Consider the following 14,478-nt stretch of genomic DNA (forward strand, 5'->3'; position numbering starts at 1 on the left):
CGATGCCGATGCTGATGCGGACGCTGATGCGGATGCGGATGCCGATGCCGATGCCGATGCTGATGCTGATGCTGATGCTGATGCTGACGCTGACGCTGACGCGGATGCCGATGCCGATGCTGATGCGGATGCTGATGCCGACGCCGACGCCGACGCCGACGCGGATGCCGATGCTGACGCTGACGCTGATGCGGACGCTGACGCCGATGCCGATGCCGATGCTGATGCCGACGCCGACGCCGACCTCGAAGCCTTCGACGACCTCGCCACCGGCGAAGTAACCATCAAACCCGTAACATCCAACACCGGCCTGGCCGATATGCGCGTGTTCACCCTGTTGGGTGTCGGCGGCATCATTCTGGGCGATCACACCAAGCAGCAGGAGTTCTCGGTTGCCGAGGGTTCCAGCGGAACGCTGAACCTGCAGTTTGCCCAGGCCGACCTGGTCTCGCTGTTGGGCGGTGGCTTCACTGCCACGCTGGAAGTGAGCGACGGTGCCGGTGGATGGTTGCCGGTGCAGCAAGGCAGCAACGGTTCGGGCTTGCTCGACCTGTTGGGGCTGTTCGGACAAAGCTCCAGCGCCAAAATCGAAGGCCTGGAAGCCGGGCAGTATCGCTTTACCCTCAAGCTCGACCCCAACCTGGTCAGCGTTGGTGCAGGGGCCACGGCCAAGTTGAGCGTCACCAATGACAGCCTCACCGACTTCACCGGGGAAGCAGGGCCGGATGTCACCGGCAACGTCATCACCGACCCGGGCATTGGCGGTAAACCGGATGAACCGGGAACCGGCGGGCCAGTGAAGGTGCAGGTCGAGGTCAACGGCGAATTCGTCGATGCCGACGCCACCACCGGCACGGTGCTGCAGGGTCAATATGGTCAGCTGACCATCTTCGCCAACGGCGAGTACAAGTACACCCCGAACGGCGATGTCGCCAGCATCGGCAAGGTGGATGCCTTCGAGTATCACCTGGTCAATGGTGCCGGTGCTTCGGCCTCGGCAACCTTGTATGTGCGTATCGACAGCCCGAGTGTCAACGTGGACTGGAGCGCTACCGATCCATCTGCGCCCGGCGTGATCAACACGGTTGCCAATGATGACCTGGGTTCGGCACAGATCGACATCGTCAACCTGGTCACCCAGGCCGACCTGGCGACCCTGAGCTACAACCTGGCACTGCTCGGCAGCAGTACGGGTACGGGTGCCGAGATCAACGTTGCCACGGGCACGACCGCAGAGCTTGCGATCAACGTCACCGTCACCGGCATTGCGTTGTTGCCAGGCACGACCGTCAATCTGCAGAAGTTCATCGGTAACGAATGGGTCACGCAGCAGACCACTACCCAGGCGAACCACACGTTCCAAGGGTTGGATGCCGGGACCTATCGCGTGACCGGGACGACCGGTGCCGTGCTGTCGCTGAGTGCGCTGCACATTGCGCAGAAGCTCACTACCACCTCCCTCACGGAGTTCGTGACCGGTGCAATGAGCAATGCGACTGGCAACCTGCTGTCCGACAGCTTGTCCGGGCCGGATGTCCTCGGTTCGCCGCTGACGGTACTCAGTGTGCTGGTCAACGGGGTCTATGTGATTCCTGGGCAAACGGGGACGAAAATCAACGGTGACCACGGCACATTGACCGTGTTTGCCGATGGTAAGTACGTCTACACCCCGCATGCCGGGCTGACGCTGGACGAGATTGGCCAGGTGGATAAATTCACCTACAAGCTCACCACGCCAACCGGCCAGGAAGACACCGCCGACCTCTACGTGCGCATCGACTCGCCGGATCGCGACCTGGTCTGGGACGACGCCAACCCGGGTGCGCCAGCCACTGAAGGTGCCGGCATTGCCGCTGCCCACAGTGCGGTGGACCAGGCGGCGGATGACGGCGCCAACGTTGACGGCGATCACCACGATGCCGTGGTGGCCGACGACACCGACTTCACCCATGTCGACGCTGGCGCGGGTGCAGACGGGTTGTTGTGGGAAGGCGGCGATGCAGCCATCAACCTCACCGACCTGATTGGCACAGTCAGCGGGGTGCACAGCATCGACCTGAACGATGTCAGCGCCGTCGACCTGACCCTGAGCCTCGAAGACCTGGTGTCCATCACCGGGCCTGAGTCGGATCGCTTGATGATCCAGGGCGACGATCAGGACAGCGTGCACCTGACAGGTGACTGGAGCGCCGGTGCGACCCAGGTAGAGAACGGTCTTGAGTACGTGATCTACACAAGTCCGGAAGATGAAACCCATCAGCTCTGGGTACAGAGCGGCATCAGCGTGGTGTAACGCCACCCCTGCCGGCCGGGCCGCGAGGCCCGGTTTTCCCTACCAACGGTAATGCAGCGATGGGCCGTGACGTCAGTCACGGTCCGTTGTTGTACTCATCAGGTTTGACAACAGTCAGGTGACTAGCAGTGAGGCAAAAGAGTTTGGCCAAGCAGCTGTCTGCCGTAATTCTGGCAGTCGCAATGATCGCGCCCGAGCGTGCGCCGGTCATGGCAGCGTCGTATATCGACGATGAAGAACGCGTCAACATCATCAGCCCGAGCAACCTGGGCACACATTTACCCGGCGGGCCAACGGGCGTCAGCGCACCGGTGGCACCCGAGCACGTCATACCGAGCAACCTTGACCTGACACGCGCCATTCAACTGGCGGTGGAATGGCACCCGGCAATTTCCGAGGCGATCGGCCAGCTGTACCAACAAAACGAGAACGTGAACATCGCCCGTTCCGGTTATTACCCGCAAGTCAGCGGCGGCTTCAACTCCGGCTACGACAGCGGCCTCAGGGGCAACGGCCAGAGCCGTGCGTTTTCGTTGTCGGCGTCGCAGATGCTCTATGACTTCGGCAAGGTCTCAAGTTCTGTCGACAGTGCGCTGGCACGGGTCAGTGCCAGCCAGGCGTCGGTGTTGCTGTCGATCGATCAGGTGGCGCGCGATACCTCGTTCGCCGTGATCGAACTGCAGCGCTCGCAGTTGCTGGTGCAACTGGCTCGCGAGCAAATCGACGGCATTTCGGCGATTGCAGAGCTGGCCAAAAAGCGCAGCGACATGGGCGCCAGCACCCGTTCGGACCTAATCCAGGCCCGCTCGCGGGTCGAGGCCTCGGTGGCGACGCAATTGCAATTCACCGCGCAATTCAATCGCTGGCGCAGCACGTTGAGCAGCCTGCTTGGGTCGCAGGCGCCAGTGAGCGTGGCGAATGGTTTTCCGGCAAGCCTGGAGCAATCCTGCGTGGGCGTGGTACCCGATACGGCAGTCACGCCGACCCTGCTGATCGCCCAGGCGCAGCGTGTCGATGCGCTGGCGCTGATTGCACAAGCCCGTGCCGAGGCGTTGCCGACCGTGTCGCTGGACCCGTCCATCACGCACTACCTGGACAACAACGACGACAGCAACGTCCCCGGCGGCCGCGACCGTACCCGTTATGGCGTATTTCTCAACGTGAAAATGCCGCTGTATCAGGGCGGCGCAATCACCGCCCGCAAATCCGCCGCGCAACAGGCCCTGCGTTCCGCCGATGCCGCCAACGACGCCGCGCGCCTTGCGGTTCGCCAGGGGTTGCTGGAGGCGCGGGATCAAATCTCAAGCCTCAGCCAGCGGTTATCCACCCTGGATTTTCGTGAGCGCAGCATCTCCGAAACCCGCGACCTATATCGCCAGCAGTACCTCGAACTGGGCACACGGCCGTTGCTCGACCTGCTGAATGCCGAGCAGGAAATTCACCAGGCACGCATGGACCGGGAAAACACCGCCGCTGACCTGCGCCGCCTGAAAATCGATTGCCTCTACAACACGGGCGCACTGCGCACGGCGTTCCACCTGGACAACAGCACCCTGCAAGGTGTGGAGATTCGGCCATGAATGATGCTGTGATGCTTGCGGACGAAACCAACGCAGTACAAACACCGCTGAACCCGGCGCCCGCAGTGGATTATGACGTGTGGCTGGAGGCCGTCCTGAGCGTGGCCCGGCATTACCGCCTGGAATGCTCGGCCCAAAGCGTGCGCATCGCCGCACAATGGACCGAAGGCGCTTCGGTGGAAGAAGTGGTACGGCAGATGGCCCGCCAGGCGGGGTTGAACTGCGTGATTGCCGACTTCAGCGAAACCACGCTGATGCAGCGCCAATTACCGGTGGTGCTGCAATTTGCCGACGGCCAGGTGGGTGTGCTCGAAACCCTCGGCGACGGCGACAACCTGGGCATCGCCTACAGCGGCGACGGCGGCCTGCAAAGCCGGCTCACCCGCCAGGACCTGTTGGAGCAAGCGCGCAAGAGCGTGATTCTGCGACCCATGGCGGCAGTGCGTGACCGGCGTGTCGACGACTACATCAAGCCTTACGAGAAGGCGTGGTTCAAAAACATCGTGCTGCGCGACCTGCGGCCCTATGGCTATGTGATGCTCGCGTCGCTGGTCACCAGCGTGCTGGGGTTGGCCGGGGTACTGTTTTCGATGCAGGTGTACGACCGGGTGATCCCGGCCGAATCCATGCCCACCCTGTATGTGCTGTTTGGCGGGGTGATGCTGGCGCTGGTGTTTGATTTCATCATGCGCATCACCCGTGTGCGCATCACCGACATGCTCGGCAAACGCGCGGATCTGCGCGTTTCCGACCTGGTGTTCGGGCATGCCATTCGCTTGCGTAACAGCGCCCGGCCGAAGTCCACCGGCTCGTTCATTTCGCAGCTCAAGGAGCTGGAGCAACTGCGTGAGCTGATCACCTCCAGCACCGCCACGGCGCTGGCCGATCTGCCGTTCTTCCTGCTGTTTCTGGTGATCTACTGGTTGATCGCCGGCCCGCTGGTGGCGGTGCCAATGGTGGCTGTGCTGTTCCTGATAGTGCCCGGGCTGTTGGCGCAGAAAAAACTCGCGGCACTGGCGAATGAGTCGATGCGTGAAAGCTCGTTGCGCAGCGCAATGCTGGTGGAGACCATACAAGGCCTGGACGACATCAAGGCGTTGCAGGCCGAACAGCGCTTCCAGCAACAATGGAATCACTACAACGCCACCTGCGGCGACGCCAGCCTGCGCCTGCGCCTGCTCACCAACAAACTGGTGGCCTGGAGCAACAATGTGCAGGGCTCGGTGTTTGCCGTGGTGGTGGTGTTCGGTGCGCCCATGGTCATGGCCAGCGACATGACCACCGGTAGCCTTGTCGCGGCGTCGATCCTGGCGTCGCGGATGATGGCGCCGATGTCCCAGATCACCCAGGTGCTGACGCGCTGGCAGCAGGCCAAGGTTGCGCTGCAAGGCCTGAACCGGATCATGGAATTGCCGGTGGACCATCCCGAGGGCAGCAAGCGCGTGCACCTGCCGGTGATCAAAGGCCAATACGCGCTGAGCCAGGCCACATTCCAGTATTCCGACGATGCCCCCGTGCCGGCGCTGCGTGTGGCCGACCTGAAGATCCAGCCGGGCGAGCGCATCGCGATTCTGGGGCGTAACGGCGCGGGTAAATCCACGCTGTTGCAGGCATTGGCCGGGATGCTCGACCTCAAGGCCGGCACCATCAGCCTGGATAGCGTTGCCCTCAGCCACATCGACCCCGCCGACGTGCGCCGCGACGTGGGGCTGATGACACAAAACTCGCGGCTGTTCCACGGCACGCTGCGCGACAACCTGATCATGGGGGCGCCGCATGCCAGCGATCAGGAAATCCTCCAGGCCCTGGCGCTGACCGGTGCGGGCGACTTCATCGGCAAGTTCGCCGACGGCCTGGACCACATGATCCTGGAAGGTGGCCTGGGCCTGTCGGGCGGGCAGCGTCAGTCGCTGCTGCTGTCGCGGCTGATGATTCGCCAGCCGCATATCGTGTTGCTCGACGAGCCCACCGCGTCCCTGGATGAAGCGACCGAGCGCCAGTTGATCCACAACCTCGACCGCTGGGCAGCCCACCGCACGCTGATTATCGCCACGCACCGCATGAGTGTATTGAGCCTGGTGAATCGGGTGATCGTGGTCGACAACGGCCAGATCATCGTCGATGACAGCAAAGCCAACGCGATTGCGCGCCTGTCCAAACCGAAGGGGAAAACCCAGTGAAAAGCCCTGCGCCGAAAACCATACCCCTGCTCGCCACCGAAGACGAAGGCGCCCGGCATACCCACGACGGCGTGGATGAACGCACCGTGGTGCGCGCCACGCGCGTGGTGGGCTGGGTGTTTGTCATGCTGATTGCGTTTGGTGCCTGGGCCTACTTTTTTGAAGTGGACGAAGTCTCGACGGGCAGCGGCAAAGTCATCCCGACCTCGCGTGAGCAAATCATCCAGTCGCTGGAAGGCGGCATCGTCACGGAGTTGAATGTGGGGGAGGGCGATATCGTCAAAAATGGCCAGACGTTGGCCAGGCTTGACCCGACCAAGACCGAATCCAACTTTGATGAAAGTGCCGCCAAGTACCGGGCGGCGCTGGCCAGCGTCGCGCGTTTGCAGGCCGAGGTAGACGGCAAACCGTTACTGTTCCCCCCGGAGCTTGAGCGTTACCCCGCACTGGTGCGCGCCGAAACCGACCTGTTCAACACTCGGCGCAAGGGCCTCGAAGAATCGTTGGCCGGCGTGCGATCGTCGCTCGGGCTGGTGCGTAGCGAGCTGGAAATCACCGAAAACCTGGCCAAGGTCGGCGCCGCCAGCAACGTTGAGGTGTTGCGCCTCAAGCGCCAAAAGGCCGAGCTGGAGTTGAAACTGACCCAGGCCCGCTCCGAGTATATGGTGCGGGCCGGTGAGGACCTGGCGAAGGTCAATGCCGACGTCGAGACGCTGTCGTCAGTCATGCGCGGGCGCTCCGACTCGGTGACCCGCCTGACCCTGCGCTCGCCGGTGCGCGGTATCGTCAAGGGGATAGAGGTCACCACCATCGGCGGGGTTATCCCGCCCAACGGGCGCCTGATGCAGATTGTGCCCCTGGATGAGCAGTTGTTGATCGAGGCGCGTATCTCCCCGCGAGATATCGCCTTTATCCATCCCGACCAGGTGGCCAAGGTCAAGATCACCGCCTACGACTACGCCATTTATGGCGGCATGGACGGCAAGGTCGTGACCATTTCTCCGGACACTATCCAGGACGAGGTCAAGCCAGAAGTCTTTTACTACCGAGTGTTCATCCGCACCGACGCTGACACCTTGAAAAACAAGGCCGGCAAGTCGTTTTCGATTGTGCCTGGGATGATTGCCTCGGTGGATATCAAGACCGGCCAGAAAACCGTGCTCGACTATTTGATCAAGCCCATGAACCGTGCGCGGGAGGCCTTGCGCGAGCGTTAGGCGAGGTGGCTGTGGCCAGGTTTGCGTTGTGGTGGATGCTGTTGTGGGCCGGCGTGCCGGGCGCGTGGGCCCTGAGTGAGGGGTCGACACCGTTGCTTTGGAACACCCCGGCCGACCAGTCGACCTGCAACCAGGTCGACTCTGCACTCTGGGTCGAGTTGGCCGGGGGCGATGAGTGCATTCGCTATTTTTCCGGGGCGGTGCTGAGCCGTGCGCCCGTGGTGATCGTGATGTTTCATGGCGACCGCAACGTGGAAATGCACCGCTCGCCCGAGTCGATCCGTGGCAATACCCTGGCCGCCAAGGCCAGGCAGGCCAAGGCCCTGAGCCGGCGTGCGGGCGTACCGGTGGTGATTGTGGCGCGACCTGGCACCTACGGTTCCAGCGGCAACCATGGGCAGCGGCGCCAGGCGCGGGAATTCATTGTGCTGGACGCTGCGCTCAACGAGCTGCGCAAGCGTTACGGCATCGGGCAGTTTGTGTTGCTGGGGCACAGCGGCGGCGCCACGGTGGCCGCGGCGTTGTTGACCTTGGGGCGTACCGATGTGAAGTGTGCAGTGATGACTTCCGGCGCGTTTGCCCTGGTGCAGCGCGCGCAGATGTTGCGTCAAAGCAAAGGCCTGCCTTCGCGTCCGGGGCGCGACACCAATGGTTTATTGCACCCCTACGATCCCCTGGAGCACCTGGCCGGCATTGCCGTTGCGCCTGCGCGGCAGTTGTTCGTGATTGGCAGCGTGGATGACCAGGTAACCCCATTTGTGTTGCAGGAGCGTTTTTACCGGGCGTTGATTCGCGCCGGGCATCAGGCGCAGTTGGTCAAGGCGCAGGGTGTGCCTGCGATGTTTCACCAACTGCGCAATGACATTGGCCTGAAGACAGCAGCAGGCTGCGCGGGCTAACCCGCCGGCACCGCCTGTTCGGTCGTGTTCAGCCAATCACAGATCTGCGACAACCCGGTACCACCGGAGCTTTTCACCAGTACCCAATCCCCCGCCTGGAACCACTGGCCGGGGTGGCGCGCCAACGCCTGGCCTAATGCCGTGGCATCCTCGAACCACTGCACTGACAGCTCACTGCGCAGCACCCGGTACACCTCACGCATCAGCGGCCCGCACAGCACCAAATGCCGGGGCGCCGCCGCGCGCAGCGAGTCAGCCAGTTCCAGGTGGTAGCGCTGGGCGTCGGGGCCCAGCTCCAGCATGTCGCCCAACACTACTACCCGGTGCCGCGAGGCCACGGGCAGGTCGGCCATCGAGCGCAAGGCCGCAGCCATCGAGCCGGGGTTGGCGTTGTACGCATCGTTGATCAGCTGGAAATGCCCGTCGGTGCATTTGATCGAGCGGATATTGCCGCGACCTTCCACCGGTTGGAAGCCGGTCAGCACTTCCAGTGCCTGGTCGGCGTCAAGCCCCGCGGCGAACAGCGACGCCAGCACCCCCAGCGCGTTGAGCACCATGTGTCGGCCGCGAGCACTCAGGCTGAAATCCAGCCGTTGCGTGTCACGTTGCGCGGTGACGTAGACCCGGTCGGCCTCGCTGCACACGTCGAGCAGGCGCACATCGGCATCGGCGTGTTCGCCATAGCTGGTCACGTGCAAGCGCGCGACTTCGGCGGCCTGGGCGAACACCTCGTAGTGCGGCATATCGCGGCACAGCACCGCGTGCCCACCCGGTGCCATCGAGCGGAAGATCGCGCTCTTTTTACGCGCCAGGTTTTCCAGGGTGCCATGGTATTCCAGGTGCGCCGGAGCCAGCCCGGTCACGATAGCAATGTGTGGGCGCACCAGCTCCGAGTTAATCGGCATGCGGCCCACGGCCATTTCCAGTACCCAGAATTTGGCCGGACGGGGCATGCTCGCCAGGTTCCAGGCGATCCCATGGGGCAGGTTGGCGTTGGCCTCGGTGTGGCCCACTTCGCCCCAGTGTTTCAGGGCGTGGCCGAGCATGGCGACCACGGTGGTTTTACCGAAGCTGCCGGTGACGCCGAACACCTGGCCAGTGAATTGCTGCCTGGCGTATCGACCCATTTGCAGCATGGCCTCGCTGGTATCGGCGACCTGTAACACCGGCAGGCCGCTGTCCAGGTAGGGCGTCGGGTCTACACACAAGAACGCCGAGGGGCGTCGCTCAGGACTGGCCTGGGCCCAGCGCAGCGCTGACTGCACTTCGTTCGGTCCCACCTTGCTGGGGTGCCGATTGAGCATGCGCTGGGGTTTGAAAAACTGCATGGACGGCGTCAAACCCGACGTGTACCAACCGGGCGGTGGCTGTTTGGCCCAGGTGCCGTGTGTCACCCGAGCCAGGGTGTTGGCGTCCCAGACCCAGCCGAGGGGTGCTGCGTCCTGGGCCAGGCTCACTTGCGGCGCGCCGTCGAGCAGGTAGCGGTGGTAGGCAATCAGCCCCGAGAGGTAATGCTCCACGTCGTCGATGCGCACCCTGAACGCGTGGTGACGGATAAAAAACGAACCGGCAATGCGCGCAGGATTGGCGAAATACATCGCCGTTTCCGGCCAGAAATACCCGTTGAACAGATAGCGCGCACGATGATGCAGGGCGCGGTAAAACGCGTGCAGGTCGATCTCGGTGAGCAGGTGGCGCAATTGCGCTTGCTGGGCGATGCGTTCGAGCATCTGCTGCGCAGCCATCATCAATTCCAGTAGCGTCGGAAAGGTGGTGATGCGCTGTTGCACGAACCCCAGATAACCGGCGACGTTATTCAGGCCGAAGCGGAAATACTTTTCGTCAGGTCGGTAGCGGGTCAGTTCGTTCACGCAATAGCTGAGCCAGTGATCGTGCTCGCGCCAGTGCTGTTTTTCGATGAAGTAGTCGAAGGCTTTTTCCACCACGGTTAACCAGCGCTCATCGCCGGTGAGGCCGTAGAGGCGGATCAACCCGAACGCGGCCTCGCCGTCGTAGTAGATGATCCGGAACGCCTCTTTGACGGTAAGGTCACGGCCATGCAAGACGTGCACGAAGGCGCCGGTGGTCGCGTCCTGCATCCAGGCCATGCCATTGGCCAGGGCTTCCAGCACGGGTAGATAGTGGCGGGTGCCGGTGATTTCGCTGTATTTGACCAGCGCCAACAAACACACGGCATTGCCGCCCAGTTTGATCTCGTCACCGGTGTCCAGCAGATACGCCGCCACACTGCCGTCGGGCAGCGCGTAGGACTTGATCAGTTCCTGGGTAAGGTAGGCCAGCGAGCGGTCGATGGCGGATTTAAGCGCCTCGTCGCCGGTCAGTGCCCAGGCCTCGATCATCGAATAGGTGGTACTGGCGTGGCGCAGGGTGTTGTAGTTTTTTATCGCCCGGTCAAAGCACGGGAAGTAGCCGTAGACGAACTGGCCGCCGCCCTGCACCTGAGTGCTCAGGTAGCTTGCGGCGCTGATGATGCTCGCCTTTACCATGCCGGGCTCCAGCGCTGCGAGGGTGCGCCAGCCGGTTTCTGTCGGGCCAGGGTTCAGCGGGTGGGGCACGCCGTCTTCGGCACAAAAAACGCCCTTGGTGTCGAACAGGAACACGGGGGTCTCGGGTTCAAGTGTGGCGATCAGGTCGGCTGTATTGAGCCCGGTAAAACGGCGCCTGGCGTACACCGAAAAATTGCCGGCATTGAAGCTCGCGTGATTGATAGCGTTGCCGCCATACAGGATCGCGTTGGCGTTCAGTTCCTGTTCGGTGATCGCGATGTGCAGCGCCGCATCGAAGGCGATGCCGCGCCGGAAGTAATTACGCTTGTGGCGCTTGAAGCGCGCATTGAGTTCGGCCCAGGTGATGGCGGTTACGTTGATCGCGCATTCGACGCGTATCCATGAACGTTCGACGATGTTGCCTGACTGCGCACGGTCTCGTTCGTAGGCTCCCTGCAAGCGCTGCACACCGGTTTGCCAGGCGGCTTCGAAGTTATCTGCCGTGATATGAAAAACATGCGCGCGCTGGGTGCCGTCGCTCATGGAGAAAAACAAGGTACAGGGCTGCGCGGTGTCTGATGATACAGCAGGCCCATTCATTTCTTTGCTTAGATGAGCATAACAAGCAAGCCATTGCTGTTTCACAGGCATAGTTCATCACCAGTTTTTAACTTGGAGAGGGGTGGCGCGCAGTGTTCATGATTAAACTGCGCGCCAGCTGATAAATAAGCAGAAAGTTATGCCGCACAGTTTTATAAAGGCAAATTACCCAGGCTTATATATCAAGAGCAGAGCGATGAATCCTCTTTCTCCGGCTCCAGCACGGAGGGCGGGACTTGGCTCTCGTATTGCTGGAGATGGTCACGAATCAGCTTGCGAATAACCTGAGAAATAGTAAGGTCAACTTCCTCGGACAGCGACTCCAGACGCTGCTTGGTCGGGAAGTCGATGAGAATGGTCAGACGTGTTGTTTTTTCAGGCATTTTCTTGATCCTTTTACAAAAGCGCGGTCTCGACTGCCGCGTGCAGTAAGTGCTGGAAGACGTGTGGAGTCCTTAGAACAAACCAATGGGGTAATCAACTGATTCATTGGAGTCTAATTCAAATCGCTGCGCGTTTTCCATCAATGTGCAGTGAAGGTTGCGATTATGTGAAGTTCTGCACCTTCTCCGTACCTCTTATTATCATCGGGTTATAATGCTATGAGATTCGAGTATAGACCGGTTGCAAGAAAGCTATCTCAAAGTGTAGGGGGTGTCAAAAGTCAATCTTATCTATAACTAAAGTAGTGGTTGTACTGTTTGGTGAGTTTGATTATGTATTTTGCGCATTACGTCATGAGATTTTTTCAAGAACTTGGTGTTCACAATATTCTGTCACAAAATACTAATTGATTGTTTTCGAATATCAAGGGTTGTTGTCACGAATAACAGCGATTGTTATTGGAAGAGGGGCAGGGAGGTGCTGCTTTTATCAGAAGGGCGCGACGGTCGTCGTTGAGGTAAAAGGGGCCAGGGCGACCCCTTTCCAGGAGGTGGGATCAGGCAAACACAAAATACTTACGCACCGTCTCGACCACTTCCCACGTCCCCTTCATCCCCGGCTCCACCACAAAGATATCCCCAGCCCGCAAATGGATCGGCTCCAGGCCGTCCGGGGTGATCACGCAGTAGCCTTCCTGGAAGTGACAGTATTCCCACTTCACATACTCCACCCGCCATTTGCCGGGGGTGCAGATCCAGGTGCCCATGATCTTGCTGCCGTCCTCGCTGGTGTAGGCGTTGAGGTTGACGGTGTGCGGGTCGCCTTCGAGTTTTTCCCATTTGCAGGCGTCCAGCACCGGCAGTGGATGGGTGTCGCGCAGTACGGTGATTGGCTTGGACATGATGATTCCGAGGCAGTGGAAGGGAAGTCCGAACCCTATCGCCTTGGGCGGCCCGCCAGTGGTCTGGACTCGACATCGGGATGCCCAGAAGCGCAGTCATTTGCACAGCCGTGAGTCACCGCCAACCCCTGTGGGAGCCGGGCTTGCCCGCGATGGCGGAGTGTCAGGCGATGGAAGGGCACGCTGTGCCGACCTCATCGCGGGCAAGCCCGGCTCCCACAGGGGATATTTGTTGTTTGAAGGATTGAGTCAGTACGAAATATCTGTGCGCCAATCAGCCATTTCCTCGCAGTAAGTGCGAAAGATTTCCCGCTTTGCGCTGGAATTCGCAAGAATATTTACAGCCGGCCCTCGTATCATTCACCCCAGTAACGACCGAGAGCCTTGAAATGAATCCAATAAAAACGTGGTGGGACATCAGCCCGCCCTTGAGCACCGCGACCCCGACCTGGCCGGGTGATACGCCGTTTCAGGAAGAGCGGGTCTGGCAGTTCGGCCCCGAGTGCCCGGTGAATGTCGGGCGCATCACCCTGTCGCCCCACACCGGCGCCCATGTGGACGCGCCGTTGCACTACAGCGCGGACGGCGCGCCGATTGGCGAAGTGTCTCTGGATGTGTACATGGGCCCGTGCCGGGTGCTGCATTGCCTGGGCAGCGGCGCGCTGGTGCAGCCGCATCAGTTGGAAGGCCGCCTGGAAAACCTGCCGGAGCGTGTACTGTTGCGCACTTATCAACAGGCGCCGCTGGATACCTGGGATTCGAATTTCACCGCCGTCGCCCCGCAAACCGTCGAGTTGCTGTTCAGCCTCGGTGTGCGCCTGATCGGTATCGACACACCGTCCCTGGACCCGCAGCAGTCCAAGACCATGGACTCCCACAACGCCGTCGCCCGGCATGGCATGGCGATTCTCGAAGGCATCGTCCTCGACGACGTGCCGGAGGGCGATTACGAGTTGATCGCGCTGCCGCTGCGTTTTGCCAACCTCGATGCCAGCCCGGTACGAGCCATTCTCCGCCCGCTCAAGGAGCCCACGCGATGAGCCAGTGTCCTTTCTCCCCTGACTACCAGCCGCCGGAAGAATGGCATAACGCCGAGCTGAATTTTTCCGAGTCCATGAGCTACGGCGACTACCTGGACCTGGGCAAAGTGCTCAGCGCCCAGCACCCGCTGTCGCCGGACCACAACGAGATGCTGTTCATCATCCAGCACCAGACCTCGGAGCTGTGGATGAAGTTGATGCTCCACGAACTCAAGGCCGCCCGCGAACACGTGCGCCTGGGTGAGCTGCCGCCGGCGTTCAAGATGCTGGCGCGGGTGTCGCGGATCTTTGACCAGTTGGTGCACGCCTGGGCGGTACTGGCGACCATGACGCCGTCGGAGTACAAGTCGATCCGCCCGTACCTGGGGCAGTCGTCGGGTTTCCAGTCGTTCCAGTACCGGGAAATCGAATTCATCCTCGGCAACAAAAGCGCGGCGCTGTTGCGGCCTCATGCCCACCGGCCGGAGTTGTTGAAGGAGCTGCAGGTGGCGATTGCCACGCCGTCGCTGTATGACGAGGCGATCAACCTGATGACCAAGGCCGGGCTGGCGATCGACCCCAAGCGCGCCGAACGCGACCCGACGGCGCCGACGGTTCACGATGATTCCGTGGAGGCGGCGTGGCGCGAGGTTTATCGCGATCCGAGCCGGTATTGGGACCTGTACCAATTGGCCGAAAAGTTTATCGACCTGGAGGATTCGTTCCGCCAATGGCGCTTCCGCCATGTCACCACGGTGGAGCGGATCATTGGCTTCCAGCCTGGTACGGGCGGCACCGAAGGCGTGGGTTACCTGCGCAAGATGCTCGACACCGTATTGTTCCCCGAGCTGTGGCGAGTGCGTTCCACGCTGTAATCAAGGCCCAACAAAAAGCCCCG

Annotated in this window: 11 protein-coding genes; 7 read left to right on the forward strand and 4 right to left on the reverse strand. The window is 61.3% G+C overall.

Annotated elements, in window-relative coordinates:
• The coding region (locus HX818_RS00970) for a DUF2715 domain-containing protein (RefSeq protein ID WP_177019309.1) at positions 1–370 on the reverse strand (370 nt) is incomplete at its 3' end.
• Here HX818_RS00970 and HX818_RS00975 point away from each other — a divergent pair.
• The 5 genes from HX818_RS00975 (at position 320) to HX818_RS00995 (ending at position 8,169) form a co-directional block, all read left to right on the forward strand.
• Positions 320–2,293 (forward strand): BapA/Bap/LapF family large adhesin, encoded by a 1,974-nt coding sequence (locus HX818_RS00975; RefSeq protein WP_238544250.1) that lies wholly within the window; start codon positions 320–322, stop codon positions 2,291–2,293. The genes HX818_RS00970 and HX818_RS00975 overlap by 51 nt on opposite strands.
• Positions 2,294–2,475: 182 nt before the next feature.
• On the forward strand, positions 2,476–3,873 hold the full coding sequence (locus HX818_RS00980) for a TolC family outer membrane protein (RefSeq protein WP_173406114.1): 1,398 nt from the start codon (positions 2,476–2,478) through the stop codon (positions 3,871–3,873).
• Positions 3,870–6,053, forward strand: a complete 2,184-nt coding sequence (locus HX818_RS00985; RefSeq protein WP_177019310.1) for a type I secretion system permease/ATPase — start codon at positions 3,870–3,872, stop codon at positions 6,051–6,053. Before HX818_RS00980 ends, HX818_RS00985 begins: the two co-directional genes overlap by 4 nt.
• 26 nt (positions 6,054–6,079) lie before the next feature.
• The gene (locus HX818_RS00990; RefSeq protein ID WP_177019345.1) at positions 6,080–7,270 is read left to right on the forward strand and encodes an HlyD family efflux transporter periplasmic adaptor subunit; all 1,191 of its coding nucleotides are present in this window, start codon (positions 6,080–6,082) and stop codon (positions 7,268–7,270) included.
• Positions 7,271–7,305: 35 nt separating this feature from the next.
• Complete coding sequence (locus HX818_RS00995; protein ID WP_134327627.1) at positions 7,306–8,169, forward strand: S9 family peptidase; 864 nt, start codon at positions 7,306–7,308, stop codon at positions 8,167–8,169.
• On the opposite strand, the gene HX818_RS01000 is transcribed toward HX818_RS00995, so the two are convergent.
• The 3 genes from HX818_RS01000 to HX818_RS01010 form a co-directional block, all read right to left on the reverse strand.
• A complete protein-coding gene (locus HX818_RS01000) occupies positions 8,166–11,219 on the reverse strand; it encodes a UDP-N-acetylmuramoyl-tripeptide--D-alanyl-D-alanine ligase (RefSeq protein WP_177019311.1) in 3,054 nt (1,017 codons plus the stop codon). The two genes, HX818_RS00995 and HX818_RS01000, sit on opposite strands and share 4 nt — an antisense overlap.
• A 239-nt stretch (positions 11,220–11,458) precedes the next feature.
• Positions 11,459–11,659, reverse strand: coding sequence for a hypothetical protein (locus HX818_RS01005; RefSeq protein WP_003212332.1), 201 nt, complete (start codon positions 11,657–11,659; stop codon positions 11,459–11,461).
• A 557-nt stretch (positions 11,660–12,216) separates the two neighbouring features.
• Entirely contained in the window at positions 12,217–12,561 is a 345-nt protein-coding gene (locus tag HX818_RS01010; protein WP_003212331.1) for a cupin domain-containing protein, read from the reverse strand.
• Between the two features lie 389 nt (positions 12,562–12,950).
• On the opposite strand from HX818_RS01010, the gene kynB reads away from it, so the two are divergent.
• On the forward strand, positions 12,951–13,601 hold the full coding sequence (gene kynB, locus HX818_RS01015) for an arylformamidase (protein WP_008436659.1): 651 nt from the start codon (positions 12,951–12,953) through the stop codon (positions 13,599–13,601).
• Positions 13,598–14,455: a tryptophan 2,3-dioxygenase gene (gene kynA / locus HX818_RS01020; RefSeq protein ID WP_008436669.1), complete on the forward strand. Its 858-nt coding sequence runs from the start codon at positions 13,598–13,600 to the stop codon at positions 14,453–14,455. Before kynB ends, kynA begins: the two co-directional genes overlap by 4 nt.
• Positions 14,456–14,478: the final 23 nt, after the last annotated feature.

This window comes from Pseudomonas sp. F9001 (assembly GCF_013385435.1).
In the GTDB taxonomy this organism is placed as follows: domain Bacteria; phylum Pseudomonadota; class Gammaproteobacteria; order Pseudomonadales; family Pseudomonadaceae; genus Aquipseudomonas.